Origin of the sequence: Mesorhizobium sp. CU3, from assembly GCF_006442965.1 — a bacterium.
Lineage (GTDB): Bacteria > Pseudomonadota > Alphaproteobacteria > Rhizobiales > Rhizobiaceae > Mesorhizobium.
The window spans coordinates 518598-535386 of the sequence record NZ_VFWX01000001.1; the positions used below are offsets into that span (position 1 = coordinate 518598).

Annotated in this window: 16 protein-coding genes; 3 read left to right on the top strand and 13 right to left on the bottom strand. The window is 64.1% G+C overall.

Annotated features, from left to right (window positions below; all coding sequences use genetic code 11):
* Positions 1 to 2: 2 nt before the first annotated feature.
* The 7 genes from FJ988_RS02440 to FJ988_RS02470 all read right to left on the bottom strand — a co-directional run bounded on the left by FJ988_RS02440 (position 3) and on the right by FJ988_RS02470 (position 7091).
* Complete coding sequence (locus tag FJ988_RS02440) at positions 3 to 1070, bottom strand: ABC transporter ATP-binding protein (RefSeq protein WP_140815144.1); 1068 nt, start codon at positions 1068 to 1070, stop codon at positions 3 to 5.
* A 3-nt stretch (positions 1071 to 1073) separates the two neighbouring features.
* The gene (locus tag FJ988_RS02445) at positions 1074 to 1922 is read right to left on the bottom strand and encodes a carbohydrate ABC transporter permease (RefSeq protein ID WP_140815145.1); all 849 of its coding nucleotides are present in this window, start codon (positions 1920 to 1922) and stop codon (positions 1074 to 1076) included.
* The gene (locus tag FJ988_RS02450; RefSeq protein WP_140815146.1) at positions 1922 to 2845 is read right to left on the bottom strand and encodes a carbohydrate ABC transporter permease; all 924 of its coding nucleotides are present in this window, start codon (positions 2843 to 2845) and stop codon (positions 1922 to 1924) included. Before FJ988_RS02450 ends, FJ988_RS02445 begins: the two co-directional genes overlap by 1 nt.
* Before the next feature lie 187 nt (positions 2846 to 3032).
* Positions 3033 to 4310, bottom strand: coding sequence for a sugar ABC transporter substrate-binding protein (locus tag FJ988_RS02455; protein ID WP_140815147.1), 1278 nt, complete (start codon positions 4308 to 4310; stop codon positions 3033 to 3035).
* A gap of 27 nt (positions 4311 to 4337) precedes the next feature.
* The gene (locus FJ988_RS02460) at positions 4338 to 5540 is read right to left on the bottom strand and encodes a PLP-dependent transferase (protein ID WP_140815148.1); all 1203 of its coding nucleotides are present in this window, start codon (positions 5538 to 5540) and stop codon (positions 4338 to 4340) included.
* Positions 5537 to 6268, bottom strand: coding sequence for a FadR/GntR family transcriptional regulator (locus FJ988_RS02465; RefSeq protein ID WP_140815149.1), 732 nt, complete (start codon positions 6266 to 6268; stop codon positions 5537 to 5539). The genes FJ988_RS02460 and FJ988_RS02465 overlap by 4 nt, the downstream gene beginning before the upstream one ends.
* A 118-nt stretch (positions 6269 to 6386) precedes the next feature.
* Positions 6387 to 7091: a DJ-1/PfpI family protein gene (locus FJ988_RS02470; protein WP_140815150.1), complete on the bottom strand. Its 705-nt coding sequence runs from the start codon at positions 7089 to 7091 to the stop codon at positions 6387 to 6389.
* 87 nt (positions 7092 to 7178) lie between these two features.
* Between FJ988_RS02470 and FJ988_RS02475 the strand changes: the two genes are divergently transcribed.
* Positions 7179 to 8126, top strand: coding sequence for a GlxA family transcriptional regulator (locus FJ988_RS02475; RefSeq protein ID WP_140815151.1), 948 nt, complete (start codon positions 7179 to 7181; stop codon positions 8124 to 8126).
* Here the strand turns inward: FJ988_RS02475 and FJ988_RS02480 are convergent.
* Positions 8079 to 9125, bottom strand: a complete 1047-nt coding sequence (locus tag FJ988_RS02480) for an AraC family transcriptional regulator (protein ID WP_140815152.1) — start codon at positions 9123 to 9125, stop codon at positions 8079 to 8081. The genes FJ988_RS02475 and FJ988_RS02480 overlap by 48 nt on opposite strands.
* A gap of 138 nt (positions 9126 to 9263) precedes the next feature.
* Between FJ988_RS02480 and FJ988_RS02485 the strand changes: the two genes are divergently transcribed.
* Positions 9264 to 10334: a serine aminopeptidase domain-containing protein gene (locus tag FJ988_RS02485; RefSeq protein WP_140815153.1), complete on the top strand. Its 1071-nt coding sequence runs from the start codon at positions 9264 to 9266 to the stop codon at positions 10332 to 10334.
* Positions 10335 to 10504: 170 nt separating this feature from the next.
* Here the strand turns inward: FJ988_RS02485 and FJ988_RS02490 are convergent, their stop codons facing one another.
* The 5 genes from FJ988_RS02490 to FJ988_RS02510 form a co-directional block, all read right to left on the bottom strand.
* On the bottom strand, positions 10505 to 11284 hold the full coding sequence (locus tag FJ988_RS02490) for an SDR family oxidoreductase (RefSeq protein ID WP_140815154.1): 780 nt from the start codon (positions 11282 to 11284) through the stop codon (positions 10505 to 10507).
* A gap of 5 nt (positions 11285 to 11289) precedes the next feature.
* Complete coding sequence (locus tag FJ988_RS02495) at positions 11290 to 12168, bottom strand: aldose 1-epimerase (protein WP_181183393.1); 879 nt, start codon at positions 12166 to 12168, stop codon at positions 11290 to 11292.
* A gap of 14 nt (positions 12169 to 12182) precedes the next feature.
* Positions 12183 to 13133 carry an L-arabinose ABC transporter permease AraH gene (gene araH / locus FJ988_RS02500; protein ID WP_140815155.1) on the bottom strand — a complete coding sequence of 317 codons (951 nt, stop codon included), beginning with the start codon at positions 13131 to 13133 and terminating at the stop codon, positions 12183 to 12185.
* 9 nt (positions 13134 to 13142) lie between these two features.
* Entirely contained in the window at positions 13143 to 14654 is a 1512-nt protein-coding gene (gene araG, locus FJ988_RS02505; RefSeq protein ID WP_140815156.1) for an L-arabinose ABC transporter ATP-binding protein AraG, read from the bottom strand.
* Between the two features lie 68 nt (positions 14655 to 14722).
* A complete protein-coding gene (locus FJ988_RS02510; protein ID WP_140815157.1) occupies positions 14723 to 15715 on the bottom strand; it encodes an arabinose ABC transporter substrate-binding protein in 993 nt (330 codons plus the stop codon).
* Between the two features lie 374 nt (positions 15716 to 16089).
* Between FJ988_RS02510 and FJ988_RS02515 the strand changes: the two genes are divergently transcribed.
* Positions 16090 to 16779 (top strand): FadR/GntR family transcriptional regulator, encoded by a 690-nt coding sequence (locus FJ988_RS02515; protein WP_140815342.1) that lies wholly within the window; start codon positions 16090 to 16092, stop codon positions 16777 to 16779.
* Positions 16780 to 16789: the final 10 nt, after the last annotated feature.

A 16789-nucleotide genomic window follows, 5' to 3' on the forward strand; every position in this document is an offset into this window, starting at 1 on the left:
GGTCAATCGATACGGTTTCCACTCTTCGGATCGAAGAGGTGCAGCGCCGCCGGATCGGCGGCGAGGCGGATGGTGTCGCCCGGTTTCACGTCGCTGCGGCCCATGACGAAGACGCAGATCTGCTGGTTGGCGAACCGGACATAGAACTGCGTCGACAGGCCCAAAGGCTCGACCACTTCGACCTCGGCCTTCAGCGCGCCGTCGTCGACCAGCCTGATGTGCTCCGGCCTGAGGCCGATGGTCAGATCGTCACCGTCCTTCAGCGGCAGGCCGTCCGGCAATCTGAGCTTCTGGCCATCGGCGAGCACGGCGTCGACCTTGCCGCCCTTTGCGACCTTTGCCGGTAAAAAATTCATGCCGGGCGAGCCGATGAAGCCGGCAACAAAGGTGTTGGCCGGGCGGTCGTAGAGCTCCAACGGGCGGCCGACCTGCTGGACATAGCCGTCGTGCATGACCACGATGCGGTCGGCCATGGTCATGGCTTCCACCTGATCATGCGTGACATAGACCGAGGTGGTCTTGAGCTGCTGGTGCAGCGCCTTGATCTCGGCGCGCATATGGACGCGCAATTTGGCGTCGAGATTCGAAAGCGGCTCGTCGAACAGGAAGACCTTCGGATCGCGCACGATGGCGCGGCCCATGGCGACGCGCTGACGCTGGCCGCCGGAGAGTTGGCGCGGCAGGCGGCCGAGATAGGGATCGAGGCCGAGCCGCTTGGCGGCCGCACCGACGCGGCCGTCGATCATCGTCTTCTCAGCCTTCTTCAGCAGCAGGCTGAAGCCCATGTTGGAGGAAACGTCCATATGCGGATAGAGCGCGTAGGATTGGAACACCATGGCGATGTCGCGGTCCTTCGGCGCGACGTCGTTGACCAGCCGCTCGCCGATGCGGATCTCGCCGCCGGTGACTTCTTCCAGGCCGGCGATCATGCGCAGCAGCGTGGACTTGCCGCAGCCGGACGGGCCGACCAGCACAACGAACTCGCCGTCGGCGATGTCGAGGTCGACGCCGTGCAGGATGCGCAGCGAGCCGTAATCCTTCTCGACGTTTTGCAGCGTGACGGAAGCCATTTTTCACCCTTTGACCGCGCCGGCGGTGAGGCCGGTGACGAGATAGCGTTGCAGGAAAGCGAAGAAGACGCAGACCGGGATCAGCGCCAGGATCGAGGCCGCCATCATCTGCCCCCAGTCGACGGCGAACTTGCCGATGAAGGTGAGCAAGCCGACTGCGAAGGTCTTCTGCTCGTCGCTGGAGATCAGCATCAGCGCGAACAAGAGCTCGCTCCAGGCGGCGGTGAAGACGAAGCCGAGCGTAGCGCCCATGCCGGGCAAGGTCAGCGGCACGATCACCCGGCGCATGGCCTGGGCCCGCGTGCAGCCATCGATCATCGCCGCTTCCTCCAGGTCCTTCGGGATGCCGTCGAAGAAGGACTGCATGAGGAAGGTGGCGAAGGCGGTGTTGAAGGCGGTGTAGATGATGATCAGGCCGATCAGGCTGTTGGTCAGGCCGAGGTCGCCCATGATGCGGTAGATCGGCGGGATGACCATGACCAACGGGAAGGTCTGGGTGAGGAGCAGCAGGATTGCGAGCGTCGCCTTGCCGCGAAAGGTGAAGCGCGACATGGCATAGCCGGCAAGCGTGGCGATGATGGTAACCAGGGCGGCCGTCGACACCGAGACGATGACACTGTTCAGGAAATAGCGCGGGAAGTCGGACGCCTCCAAGACTGTGGCGAAATTCTTGAGCGTCGTTTTCGACGGCCAGAAGGTGATGCCCTCGGAATAGAGCAGGCGCTCCGGCGTCACCGAGATCTTCAGCGTCCAGAAGATCGGGAACAGCGCGAAGATCACGTAAGCCGCGATGGCCGCGTAGAGGCCGATGCCGCCGACGATGCGCGAGGACGTGGAGCGACCGGCGATCATCAGACGTGCCTCACCAGCGTGCGGCGGATGGCGATGAGGCCGACCGCGTAGGCGATCAGCAGCACCAGAAGCAGCACCGCGACGGCCGAGGCGTAGCCCTTGTCCAGCGACTTGAAGGCGCTGACATAGATGTAGACCGGCACAGTGCTGGTCGAACCCGCAGGCCCGCCCTCGGTCATGACGAAGATCAGGTCGGCGAAGGTTGCGATCCAGATGGTGCGCAGCATGACGGTGATGACGATGGTCGGCGCGAGGAAGGGCAGCGTCACCTTGGTGAAGCGCTGCCAGGGCGAGGCGCCGTCAATGGCCGCCGCCTCATGCAGTTCCGACGGGATCGACTTCAGCGCCGCAAGCAGCGTGATGGCGAAGAAGGGGATGCCGAACCAGATGTTGGCGACGATCGGCCCCCACATGGCTGTGGCGGGATCGGACAGCACATTGGTCGGCTCGGCCTTCAGCCCAAGCGCGAAGAGCCAGTGCGGCAACGGCCCGATAATGGGATTGAATAGCCAAGCCCAGGTGAGGCCGGAGAGGAAGGACGGCACGGCCCAAGGCAGGAAGACAACGGCCTGCACGACCTTGCGACCGTAGAACGGCTTGTCCAAGAGCAGCGCCAAGCCGAGGCCAAGGAAGAACTGGAAAAACAAGCTGGCAACGGTCCACCACAGCGTGTTGATCAGCGCCTGGCCGAGCACCTGGTCGGAGAACATCGCCTGGTATTGGGCAAGGCCGACATATTGCGATTTGAAGGCCGAGAATTTGCGGAAGGAATAGCTGATGCCGATGACCAGCGGCACCAAAAGCACCAGGACCAAAAGCACGATAGCCGGCGAAAGATAGAGCCACGGTTCGATCGCGGCCTTGGTCAGCCGCTTGCTTCGCGGCCGGGCGGCGGATCGGATTTCGGACACTGCGTAGGTCATGAATGTTTGGCTCTACGGTGGTGGGTGAATGCCGGAAGGCAAAGCAGCGTCCTTCTCCCCGTTCACGGGGAGAAGATGCCGGCAGGCAGATGAGGGGCGGCGCGAACCTAGGAGACGCTGGCGCTGCCCCTCATCCGTCACTTCGTGACACCTTCTCCCCGTGGACGGGGAGAAGGCAAAGACAGCGTCACTTCTTGTTTTTGGCCAGCCAGTCCTGCTGTTCCTTGGTCAGAAACGCGGCCCATTCGTCCGCCACCTGCTTGGCCGGCTTCTGGCCGAGCAGCACTTCCTGGAAGTTCTTGATCGCCACCTGGTCGACGAAATTGCCGAGGTTTTCCAGATGCGTGGGCGGCGTCACCATTTCATATTTGGCGCTGTCGCTGAGCTCGGTGAACCAGCCCTTGAACTGCTCGGTCTTGAAGTGCGCATCCTGGTCGGCGCCGTTGTGGATCGGCACGACGCCGACTTCCTTGGCCCATTCCAGATTGTCCTTCGGCGACAGCAACGTCGCCATCAGCTTCCAGGTCTCGTCCTTGTGCTGCGAGTTGGCGAACATCGCCCAGCCGGCATAGCCCAGCGTCGGGTAGGATTTGCCGCTCGGTCCGACGGGAAGCGGCGCGACGGCGAAGTCGTCGGCGCTCATCTTGTCGGCGATGCCGAGCAGGGCGTCGGGGTCCTGGTTGAGCATGGCGCAGGTGCCGGAATAGAAACCGGTCACCGTTTCGTTGAAGCCCCAGCTCACGGCATCCTTCGGCGCCAGGCCGTTCTTGTACATGTCGGCCAGCATCTGCAGGCCCTTGACCGAGCCTTCGTCGTTGATGGTCGAGGTGCCGTCCTCATTGAAGTAGCCGCCCTTGCCGTCGGCGATGTTCATGAACATGTGCATGCCGTTGAAGGCGCCGGGGCCGCCGCGCAGGCAGTAGCCGTATTTGCCGGGAATGGCCGAGATCTTCTTGGAGAAGTCGACGAATTCGTCGAGGGTTGCCGGCGGACGGTCGAGGCCGGCTTCCTTGAACAGCTTCTTGTTCCAGAACAGCGCGTTCACATAATAGCCGTAGGGGATCATGTACTGGGTGTTGTTGACGGTCGAGCCGAACTGCTTGGCGCGGTCGCCCAGCGTCTTGGCGTCATCCCACTTGGCCATATAGGCGCCGAGATCCTCGAGCTGGCCGTTGTTGGCGTAGAGGCCCATCCAGCGTTCCGGCATCTCGACGACATCGGGCGTGTCGCCGGCCTGCACCATGGTGAGGAACTTTTCGAAGGCCTGGCCCCAGGGCAGCGAAACCACCTCGACCTTGATGCCGGGGTTGGCGCTCTCGAATTCAGCAATCTGCTTCTTCAGGAATTCGGTGCGCGGCGGGCTGGTGATGACCTCGACCAGCTTGATGGTGGTGTCGGCCAGCGCGCCGCTGGCGGAAATCGCCAGGCCGGCGACGGCGGCAAGCATGAAGGTCAGTCTTTTCATCTTCGGGACTCCCATTTTTTGAACGCCTTATTTTTTTGCTTTGTCGAAAGCCTGGGCGATGTCTGCCCAGAGATCCTCGACATTTTCCAATCCGACATTGAAGCGGATGGTTCGGGGGCTGACGCCGAAGCGCGCCATCGAATTGATGCCCGGCGTCTGCTCGAGCGAGGCCTTTGCCGGCACGACCAGGCTTTCATGGCCGCCCCAGCTGACGCCGATGCGGAAATATTTCAGCGCATCGACGAAAGCCGGGATGTCGACATCCTCGGCGACCTCGAAGGAGAACAGCCCGGCATAGCCGGCTAAAGTCTTCTTGCCCGGATGATTGGAATAGGCCGGGTGGTTGACACGCTCGACCTTGCCATGCGCCTTCAGCCGCTCGGCGATGGCGAGCCCGCTCTTCATATGGTGCGGCAGCCTGAGCGGCAGCGTGCGCAGGCCGCGCAGCAAAAGCCAGCCCTCGAAGGGCGAGAGCTTGCCGCCAAGCTGCGAATAGGTCTGCTCGTTGATATGCTTGATGTGGGCGGCGGAGCCGGCCACCACGCCGGCGACGGTGTCGCTGTGGCCGCTCAGATATTTCGAGGCCGAATGCAGCACCAGATCGACGCCATGCGAAATCGGCTTCTGGAAAACAGGCGTAGCCCAGGAATTGTCGATGGTGGTGACAATGCCCTGCTCCTTGGCCAGCCGCGTCAGATGCTCCAGGTCCTGCAGCTCGAACAGCATCGAGGTCGGGCTTTCGAGATAGAGCAGCTTGGCGCCGGGAAGGGCCGCGGCAACGGCGTCCGGATCGGAGCCGTCGACATAGTCGACCTTGATGTTCAGGCGCGGGAACAGGCGCTCGAACAGCCGGTAGGCATCGCCATAGCAGTTGCGCACGGCGACCATGCGCTCGCCGGCGCCGACAAAGGCAAGCACGGTGCTGCTGATCGCCGCCATGCCGCTGGAAAAGCCGCGCGCGGCTTCAGCACCCTCGAGCGCCGCGACACGCGCCTCGAACTCCATCACCGTCGGATTGTCGCCGCGCGAATAGATCGGCTGCCTTCTTCTGCCGGCGAAGGTGTCGGCCATGTCGGCGTAGCTGGCGAAGGTGAAGAGCGAGGTCTGGTAGATCGGCGGCACCACGGCGCCGCCCGGGAACGGATCGTCATGCGCCAGCAGCGTGGCCGCCTCGCCGAGATAGTCGCTGGCCAGGGAGGCCGGGTCGAAAGTGTTGGGCTGCTCGTTCATCTGCGGTCCGAAAGTTTGAGGTTGGCGGCGCCGCGCTTCAGATCGTCCTCGACGGTGGCGATCAGCTTCAGCGCCTCGGCGCGGGCGCCGTCGGGGTCACGCGCGGCGATGCAGTTGAAGATGGTGCGGTGATAGGGAAAGCTGGCGTGGCCGAAATCGCGCACGCCGAGCGGATGTTCCCAGAAGCGGTGGAACATCTCGTACATGGCGGCGATGATCTGCTCGAACAGCGGATTGCCGGAGGCGCGGAAGACCGCCTGGTGGAACTCCCAATCCTCCTCCGAGGACATGCCGGCGCGGGTCTGGAAGGCCTCTTCCATCAGGTCGAGCTTGCGCTCGATCTCGGCAAGCTCGGCCTTGCCGGCGCGGATGGCGCAAAGTGCCGCTGCCTCCGCCTCCAGCGCACGGCGGATCTCCAGTGTCGACATCAGGCCGGCGAAATCATTGCCACCGGCCAGCGTCAGCGGCATGTGCAGCATATCGGGCGAGACGGCGGCCTTGAGATAGGTGCCCGAGCCCTGCCGCCGTTCGACGAGACCGAGGCCCTCCCAGCGGGTGAGAGCCTCGCGCACGGTGTTGCGGCTGACCTTGAGGCGTTCGGCGAGAATGCGCTCGGTCGGCAGCTTTTCGCCCGGACCCAGAGCCTCCTGCCGCACGAAGCCCGCCAACGCCTTCAGCACCGCGTCATCGCGGGCCGTGGTCTGGATGGGGGGCAGGAGATCGGTCAAGCCAGAGCCTAAAGTGGTTCAATGGTCCAACCAATTTCTGCACAGACAGCGAGATGAGTCAACCGCCGAAATGCAGCGGGCCGAACGACGGGGATATCCGCCGTCCGGCCTTGGGATTTCAGGCGCGGATGCGCGCCGGCGTGACCGCGCGTTCTTCACGCCAGCGGGCGAACATCTCCTCGCGAACCCGCCGCGAAGCCGAGAGCCGTTCCTTCGCCTCCGCCAGGACGGCCGGCGAAGCCTCGGCGGGCGTGCCCGACTGGAAGGGCGGTGCCGGGGCATATTCGAGCGAGAGCTGCACGACTTCCGCTTCGGCCTGACCGAGCAGCCTTGCGACCAGCGCCAGGCCGAAATCGATGCCGGACGTGACGCCGCCGGCGGTGATTAGCTTGCCGTCCTCGACGATGCGCGCATCGACAGGGATCGCGCCGAACTCTTCAAGAAAATCATGCGCATACCAGTGCGTGGTGGCGCGCTTGCCCTTGAGCAGCCCGGCCGCGCCCAGCACCAAGGCGCCGCTGCACACCGAGGTGATGTAGCGCGCCTGCGCAGCTCGTTCCCAGACGAAATCGAGAACCGCCTGATCCTCCAGCAGCGCGTTGACGCCGCCACCGCCTGGAATGCACAGCACGTCGAGAGGCGGACAATCGTCGAAGGTGGCCGTCGGCGTAAGCGACAGCCGCGTCGATGACATCACCGGATTGCGGTCCTTCCAGATCAGTTCCACCTCGGCACCCTTGGCCGTCGCCAGGACTTCATAGGGACCCGTGAGGTCGAGCTGCTGGACATTGGGGAAGACGAGAATGCCGAAACGAAGGGTCATGGAAATCTCCTAGGGTTGACTTTCGGCAATCTAGGGCATCATGCTTTGGCACGATTGCCATTGATCCCTCATTTCAGGCCAATCAAAATGCGCCGTATCGAAGTCCTTGCCTATCCCGACGTGCAGTTGCTCGACGTCAGCGGACCGCTGCAGGTTTTCGCCAGCGCCAACGACTTCCTGATGCAGTCCGGCGAGCCAGCGCCCTATGAGATCCTGGTCGTTGCCGCCTCGGGGCGGGTCAAGACCTCGGCCGGCCTCGTGTTGGAGGGGGCGCCACTGCCGGCGCATGGGCTCCAGGTTGACACGCTGATCGTGCCCGGCGGATGGGGCGTCAACGCGGCCTGCGAGGATCGCGAACTGGTCCAGTGGATTGCCGGCCGCTCGCGCGATGCCGTGCGTACGGCGTCCGTGTGCAGCGGCGCCATGCTGCTGGCCGAGGCGGGCCTGCTCGACGGCCGCCGCGCGGTGACCCATTGGGGGCGCTGCGCCGAGTTCGCCCGTCGCTTTCCGGCAGTCCGGCTCGAACCCGATCCGATCTTCATTCGCGACGGCAATGTCTGGACCTCCGCGGGCGTGACGGCGGGGATCGATCTGGCGCTTTCGCTCGTCGAGGCCGATCTTGGCCGGCACACGGCGCTTGCCGTGGCGCGCGAGCTGGTGGTGTTCCTGAAACGTCCGGGCGGCCAGGCGCAGTTCAGCCAGACCCTCAAACTGCAGGAAGGCGACGGCCGCTTCGACCGGCTGCATGGCTGGATCCTCGAAAACCTGGGCGGCGACCTGTCGCTGGAAGAGTTGGCCGACCACGCCAATATGAGCCGGCGCAGTTTCTCGCGGCGCTATCGCGAGGCCACGGGCCGCACACCTGCCCGCGCGATCGAGGAGATCCGGATCGAGGCGGCGCGGCGGATGCTGGAGCGGGGCCTGCCCGTCAACCAGACGGCGCGGCGCTGCGGCTTCGGCTCGGAGGAAACGATGCGGCGCGGCTTCCTACGCGTCCTCGGCACCAACCCGCGCGACTATCGCGAGCGTTTCTGAGCGCGACCGCTCGCGCCAGGCCGCGGGGCTCAGCGCCGTGACGCGGCGGAATTCGCGGTTGAAATTCGATTTCGTCTGGAAGCCGGATTCGAGCATTGCCGCCGTCACCGACATGTCGGTTTCGCCGAGCAGCCGGCAGGCTTCGGCGACGCGGAAATCATTGATGAATTGCGAGACATTCTTGCCGGCCAGCCGATTGACGGCGGCGGATATCTGGCGCGCCGGAACGCCGGCGCGACGCGCCAGCCGCGACAGGGTCAGGTTCTCGTCGCGCGCCAGCTTCTGCTCGACCAGAAGCGTGCGGACCCTGTCGAGGAGCTCGCGATCCTGCGCGGCCGACGACGGCGTTTCGGCCTCCTCGACGACGGCGGATTGAGGCTGCGCGCGAGCAGCGGCGATGGCTGTCAACCCGATGAGGAACAGGCCGAGAAAATTCGCATTGCTGACGATGAAGGCGGCGTTCTCGCCCCTGCTCCATTCGAAATCCATGAGTATGGCGAAGTCGAAGAAGGCCGAGACGCAAAGCGCCAAAGCGGCGATGACGAGCGCGCGGTGCGCGGCGACCGCGCCGTCGAGGCGCGCCTCATCCAGCGCATCGGGACCGGCGCGGCCGAGATCGAGCACGGCCAAGGCGTAGCCGACGAAGATCACGATCATCGCTGCGTCGATCAGCGCCGGGACGAACAGCACCAGGGCAAGCATCAGGATAGGCGGAGCCGCATGCAGCCAGCGGACGCGGCCTGCCTTCGCAGAACTGCGATGGATCAGGCTGCGAAACCCTGCCAGGACGATGGGGGGCAGGCAGCTTGCAACCACCGGCAGCACGTAGCGCAGCGCCGTCATCTCGTAGCCCCAGCGCAGGCCGAGAAGCACTGACTGCAAAATGCAGAGGCCGACCAAGGCAAGGAAAGGCCGGCTCGGCTGCTCGGCCCGCAGCATCAGGCCAAGCAGGACCAACAGCAACAGGGCGACGACGAAGGGAAGCGGAACGAAAATCACGGTGAATCTCAAAAGCAGTCGGATGCATGGATAATGGCCCGGATCGCGATTGAGAACGACCTCGATCGCGATCGAGGACGCGGCTCAAGGACGCTATCGGCCAATCATCGCCGGTCTCTCCAACCGAGCGAGGTTCTCATGACATTCTCCCGTATCCTTTCCGCAGCAATGCTCACAGTCGTCTTCACCGCCACCGGCCAGGCCGCCGAGGTCGGCATGCGCGAAATTTCCGTCGCGGCGCCGGAACGCGGCCGCGATCTCCAGGTCTTCGTCTGGTATCCGGCCGAGGCCGGCGGCGAAGCCATCGTGCTTGGCGACAACAAGGCCTTCAAGGGCGTGCCGGTTTTCCAGAATGCCCCGCCGCTCAAAGGACGTTTTCCGCTGGTCGTGCTATCGCACGGGTCGGGCGGCCGCGTGCAAGGCATGGCCTGGCTGGCAACGGAACTGGCCAAGGCGGGTTTCATCGTGGCCGGCCCCAACCATCCCGGCACAACCAGTGGCGACTCGACGCCGGCCGATACGCCGAAACTGTGGGAACGCACCCAGGACCTGTCGGCCGTGATCGACGCGATGACGGCCGATCCGACATGGGGCAACACCGTCGATGGCGACAGGATCGGCGTGCTCGGCTTTTCGCTCGGCGGCGGCGCGGCGATGGAGATCGCCGGCGCCCGCGCCAGCCTCGACGCCTATGCCCATTATTGCGACGAATACAAGAAATGGGACTGCGCCTGGTATGCGGGCGGCATCGGCTACCGCAACGACGCGCTCGTGCATGTCGACAAGCTCGACCTTAGGACGATCGACAAGGCGCGCTTCGAGCAGTCAAACCTCGACAAGCGCATCAAAGCGGCCGTGCTGGTCGATCCGGGCCTTGCACTCGCCTTCGATGCCGCGAGCCTGAAGGCGATCACGATCCCGATGGACTTCATCAATCTCGGCAGCGCCGACACGATCCCGCTGGGGGTCGTCGCCGACAAGCTGGCCGCGATCACGCCGCGCGGCACCTATGCCAATGTCGAAGGCGCCATCCATTTCAGCTTCCTGCAGGAATGCAAGCCGAGCGGCGCCGAATTGCTGAAGGCCGAGGGCGAGGTCGACCCGATCTGCGCCGACGGCGGCCGCTCGCGCGCCGACCTTCATGCCGAGCTGGTCAAGCTGATCCGCAATGACCTGCAGCGGAGCTTGCAGGTCCCATGTGATCATTAGAGCGTTTCACAGTTTCACGGAAACGGCGAAACGCTCTAACCTTTTGTTTTTACGCAATTCCGGACGGAAAACCGCTTCGCACTTTTCCTGAAATTGCTCTAGCCGGACATTGGGTCATGGGATCGTTTCCATGACCCCAATACCGGAACTGATCCTGTTTTCTTTCCCGGTCAGGCGGGGTGCTGCAATTGGCTGAGCCCGCCGTCGACGACGAGGCAGGCCGCGTTCATGAACGGGCATTCGTCGGAAATCATGAACACCGCGGCCAGCGCGATCTCGCGCGTCGAAGCGATGCGGCCGCCGGGATGCAGGGCCAGCGTCCTGGCGCGCGCGGCGGCCGGATCGGCGAAGCTGTTCCAGTAGTCGACGACCTTTTGCGTCTCGACATAGCCTGGCGCCAGCGCGTTCACGCGCACGCCCTGCCCGGCATATTCCAGCGCCAGCGACTTGGTCAGGCCAAGCAGCGCGTGCTTGGCCACGGGATAGGGGAACGTGTGCGGAATGATGGTGAAGCTGTGCGTCGAGGCGATGTTGAGGATGGCGCCGCCGCCGCTTGCAATCATCGCCGGCAGCACCGCCTTGCTGCAATTCCAGGCGCCCTTGACGTTGACGTCGAAATTGCGGCTCCACTCCTCCTCGGTCGCCTCGAGCGGCGTCGAGAACACATTCATTCCGGCATTGTTGATCAAGGCGTTGACCGGTCCGATCTCGGCGGTCGCCTGGCTGACGGCAGCGGCAATCGCGCCAGCGTCGCTGATGTCGGCTGCAACATGCCGGACACGGTCGCGCGGCGCGGCAAGGCCGGCCATCGTCTTGTCCAGCAGCGCGCCGTCGCTGTCGACCAGGAACAGGCTTGCGCCTTCGGCAAGGCAGGCCTCGGCGATGGCGAGGCCGATGCCTTGCGCGGCACCCGTCAGGAAGATGCGTTTGCCGGACAGGCGCTCAGTCATGCCAGTCACTCCAAGTCGAAAACGGTCATCGCAAAGCCGGCGTCAAAACTCTCGCCCGGCGACAATATCTTCAATCCCATCGGGTCGGTATCGACATGCTTCAACGCGTTCGGCGTGTGGCTCATCGGCTCGAAGCAGACGGAACTGCGGTCGCTGTCCGGCGCGTAAAGCATATAGCGCCCGAGCGCCCGGGATGCCTCGATATCGAGCCCAAGCCCATGTTCGGGCCAGACAATGCGCGCAATACCGCTCCAGCCTTCGAAGCCATTGTTCAACCAGCGCTCCGGCAACCGGCGCGGCGTGGAGAAGTCGACATCCTCGCCAAGCGCGATCCGCTCGCCGGGCAGGTGTCCATCGCGTTCGCTCCACCAGCCGCTCGCCGGCGCAACAAGCGTCGTCCGCGGCGTGCGCGGAAAGTAAGGATGAAAGCCGAGCCCAAACGGCAGAGCGGTCTCGCCCTTGTTGGTGACCGACATAGTGAGGTCCAGCCGCGCTCCGGCAAGCCGGAAAGACTGCCGCGCACGGTAAGCAAAGGGCGAGCCTTCGCCTTCCGGCTTGTCGAAGACCAATTCGACGCAGTCCTCACGTTGCGCCTCTACCCGCCAGATGCCAAGCCAGCCTTCACCGTGGATATAAAGCGGATCGAAGGCGCTCGGGACGAGCGCAAAACTCCGGCCCCTGAACGAGAACGCATTGCCTTCAATGCGGTTGCCGACCGGCACCAGCGGAAAGCAGGCGCTGGCCGCCACGTCGAATGCGCCCTTGCCTTGATACGGGCGCAGGAATGGCCTGCCGTCGTTTGTATAGCCATCGACAATGGCGCCGCCGCGCGGGCTTATGCGCAGGCGTAACCGATCATTGTCGAGAGATAACCAGTCCGGCAAGGCTGCCCTCCCGCTCAGCGTCGCCCCAGAGCCGAGGAGCGCAGATTGTCGAGCAGCACGGCCAGAAGCAGGATCACGCCGCGCACGATGTATTGGTAGAAGGCCGGGATGTTGAGGAGATTCATGGCGTTCTCGGCGATGCCCATGATCAGCACGCCGACGATGACGCCGGACATCGTCGCCCTGCCACCGGCCAGCGAGACGCCGCCGAGCACGCAGGCCGATATGACCGAGAGCTCCAGCCCGACCGCGGCGTTGGGCTGGCCCGACGTGATGCGCGAGGCCAGCAGGATGCCGGCGATGCCGCAGACGACGCCCTGCAGCGTAAAAATCCAGATGCGCGTCCGGTCGACATTGACGCCGGCAAGGCGCGAAGCTTCCGGATTGCCGCCGATGGCCAGCGTGTTCTTGCCGAAGACCGTGCTGTTGAGCACAAAGCCGAAAATGGCGAAGAGCACCGCCAGCACCCAGATCGGAGTCGGTATGCCGAGCAGCTTCGACAGAGCGAGCTGGTAGAAATCCGGGCTGTTGATGCCGACGGCCCGGCCGTCCGACGAGATCAGCGCGAAGCCGCGCACGATCTGCATGGTGGCCAAGGTGGTGATCAGCGCGTTGATGCGGAACTTGGCGATGACGACGCCATTGACCCAGCCGACGACGGCGCCGCAGGCGATCGCGGCGATCAAGCCGAGCAGGATCGAGCCGGTGGTGTTCGAGGCCATCACCGCGACCATGCCGGCAAAGGCGACGATGGAGCCGACCGAGAGATCGAAGTCGCGCGCGGCGAGGCAGAACATCATGGTGCAGGCGACGATGCCGACGGTGACCACGGATTGCAGGAGACCCAGCATGTTGCGGTCGGTGAGGAAGTTCGGCACCAGGAGCGACACCAGCGCGAAGGCGACGATGAAGATGACGACCAGGCCTTGTTCGCCGAGCAGGATTTTCTTCAGCTGATCGGTCATTAAAAATCCTCAGGATGCGATCGCGTCGGGGGTTTTCTTGTCCGGCAAAGCGGCGGCCAGAATCGCCCTTTCAGCGAACTGATCGCGCTTGAGCTCGGCGCTGATGCGACCGCCGCACATGACCAGGATGCGGTCGCAGATGCCCATCACTTCCGGCAGTTCGGAGGAGACGACGACGATCGCCATACCGTCCTCGGCAAGCTGGTAGAGCAGTTCGTAGATCTCGGACTTGGCGCCGACATCGATGCCGCGCGTCGGTTCGTCGACGATCAGCACGCGCACGCCCTGCTCCGACAGCCAGCGGCCGAGGATGACCTTCTGCTGGTTGCCGCCGGAGAGATTGACGATGTCCTGCTTGCGCGACGGCGTGCGCACCTTGAGCTTGTTGATGAAGGTTTCCGCAGTGGCGACCTCGCTGGCACGGTTGAGGACGCCGAAGCGCGTATGGTGGCGCCTGGACGAGATGTTGATGTTTTCCTCGATCGAGCGGCCTTGGATGATGCCGTCATGCTTACGGTCTTCCGAGCAGAGCACGATGCCGGCGCGGATCGCATCGTGCGGGCTGGCGGCGGCAACCGGCTTGCCGTCAACTGTGATCGTGCCGCTTGAACGCGGGTCCGCGCCGAAGACCAGCCGCATCAATTCCGAGCGCCCCGCGCCGATCAGGCCGAAGAAGCCGACGATCTCGCCGGCACGGGCTTCGAAGCTGGCCGGTATGCGCAGCCTGGCGCCGCTCAGGTCATCGACCTTCAGCCTAATGTCGCCAGCCTTGCGCGGGCGAAAACCCCAAATGTCGGAAATCTCGCGGCCGACCATTTCGGCGACGACCTGATCGCGTGTCACGCCTTTAAGCGATGCGTGATGCGCGGCGAGCTTGCCGTCGCGCAGCACGGTCAGGCTGTCGCAAAGCCGGAATACTTCGTCGAGGCGATGCGAGACATAGAGGATGACCTTGCCCTCGCCGCGCAGCCGGTCGATCAGTGCGAACAGGATCTCGCTTTCGCGCGAGGACAGCGACGAGGTCGGCTCGTCGAGCGCAATGACGCGGGCGTCGAGCATCACCGCCTTGGCGATCTCGACCATCTGGCGTTCGCCGATCGACAAAGTCTTGATCTTGCGGCGCATGTCGATGTCGATGCCGGCCGATTTCAGCTTGGCGCCGACATCGTCGAGCATGCGGCGCCGGGCGATGACGCCCCCGCTCGCCGGAAAGCGGCCGAGGCTGAGATTCTCAGCGACGGTCAGCTCGGGCACCAGTTGCAGTTCCTGATGGATGACGATGACGCCATTGTCGAAGGCGTCCCTGGTCGAGGCATAGGCCTGGGCCTTGCCGTCGATGCTGATCTCGCCGGCATCGGCATGCTGATCGCCGCAGAGGATCTTGATCAGCGTCGATTTGCCGGCGCCATTCTCGCCCATCAGCCCGTGCACGGCGCCCTTTTCGACGCCGAACGACACATCCGACAGCGCTTTGACGCCCGGATAGGTCTTGGTGATGCTGGAGAATTCGAGAAAGGACACGCTCTGATCCTTCTGTGCAACGCCAAACAGGCGGCGGCTCAAGCCACCGCCTGTTTCTACAGGGAGGATTACTCGATGCCGAGGTCCTTGCGCACCTTCTCGTAGTCGTCGCGCTTGGCCAGCGCGCCGGCGGTCAGCGTCAGCTTGGCCGGCTCCTTGTTGTTGGCGATCCAATCATACATGTCGAGCGCCGTCTCGTAGCCGTGACGCTTCGGCGAGATGATGACGGTACCGACGAAGCCGGTGGCGGCCGGTTTCTTGAACTCGTTGATGGCCGATTCCGCGCCGCCGATGCCGACGCCGATTATGCCGTCGGCCGGAATGCCGACGCTTTCGGCAGCGCGCACGGCGCCGAGCACGGCCTCATCGTTGAGGCCGAAGGAGACCCACTTCTTGATGTCGGCATGGGCGTTGAGGACCACAGTGGCGGCATTGAGCGCGGCTTCGGTATCAGTCTTGGCCTGCGGAGCGTCGAAGATGTTCTCGGCCTTGAAGCCGTTGGCCTTCAGCACCGAGATCGCGCCCTCGACACGATCGACGGCAGTCGGCAGCTGGTCGTAGGAGACGCGGATGGCGCCGACCTCGTCCGCCTTCCAGCCGCGCGCCTTCATCTCGTCGACGATCGCCTGGCCGACAGCCTCGCCGATCTTGGTGGCGGAGATGCCCATATGCGGCACGTCTTCCAGCGGCTTGCCGTCGGCGCCCACAAGGCGATCATCGACGGTCATCAGCTTCAGATTGTTGGCGGCGGCCTTTGCGACGATGCCGGGGCCGAGCTTCACGTCCGGCGTGCAGACGACGAAGCCTTGCGCTCCTTGCGCGCCGAGATTGTCGATCGCCGACATCAGCTTCTCGCCGTCCTCGGCGCCGATCTTGACCAGCGTAAAGCCTTTTTCCCTGGCGGCCTGGTCGGCGAATTTCCATTCGTCCTGGAACCAGGGCTCTTCCGGCTGCTTCACGATGAAGCCGATCTTGGTGTCCTGAGCATAGGCCGAAGCGATCGTGGTGACCGACAGAACGGCGAGAGCGCCCGCGACGAGCGCGGTCTTCAAAAGTCGCATGATTACCTCCCAGCAAACGGCCGGGCGATCGGCCCGGATGCAGGAGTCTCTAATTCTTTTTATCATACCCGTCAATTGATCTGGTATGATAAATGAGATAGATAGTCCGATAAGTGATCGCTGGCGCAAATCACTCGCATCCGCTAAAGCGCGTCGCGTTGAAACGGATTCAGGCGACGCGCTTAGGTCCTTGTTTTTTTGCATGTCGTTCTCCCAAAACCGAGGTCACTTTTGGGCGACATGCATTAAGGCCGGACCAGTTGCGCGCAAGCATAAGGGTTCGCTGCCTTGGAGGAGGGGCTGAGGTGACCGAGACACCGAAGAAGGCTGACGAAGAGATCGAAGCGCCCGAGACCACGCGGCGCCCGCGCGTCATGCCCGATGTGACCAAGGCGATCGCTTCCGACATCTTTTCCGGCCGCTATCCGGCCGGATCGTCGCTGCCGACCGAGAACGACCTCGGCGTCGAATATGGCGTCAGCCGCACCGTCATCCGCGAGGCGCTGAAGGTGCTGGCGGCCAAGGGACTGGTGCTGTCCAGGCCGCGCGTCGGCACCGTGGTGTGCGACCAGGACAATTGGAACATCATCGACCCGCAGGTGCTTGCCTGGCATGCGCCGCACGCGCTGGACGACAAGCTGTTCGACGCCATCCTCGAAACCCGGCGCGCCATCGAGCCGCTGGTCGCGGAGCTCGCCGCAACGCGTGCGACGCTCAAGGAGATCGCCGACCTCGAAGCGGCGTGGCAAGGCATGGCCGGTGCCGGCGAGGACCTGACGCAGTTCTCGCGCTCCGACATCGTCTTCCACCAGATCGTCTATGGCGCCAGCCACAATCCGATCTTCCGCCAGATCGGCAAGCTGATCGACACGGCGCTGCTGTTTTCGCTGGAGGCCACGGCGACAATCTCGCCGGTCAGGCGCAAGGAAGCGGCGGCGGCGCATGGCGAGGTGGTCGAAGCGCTGCGCATGCGCGACGCCGTCGCGGCGCGCGATGCGACGAACCGGATACTCGACCTCGCGGCGCGCGACCTGGCCAGCGCCAAGAAACTGAAGAACAACTGAGTTGTCGCCC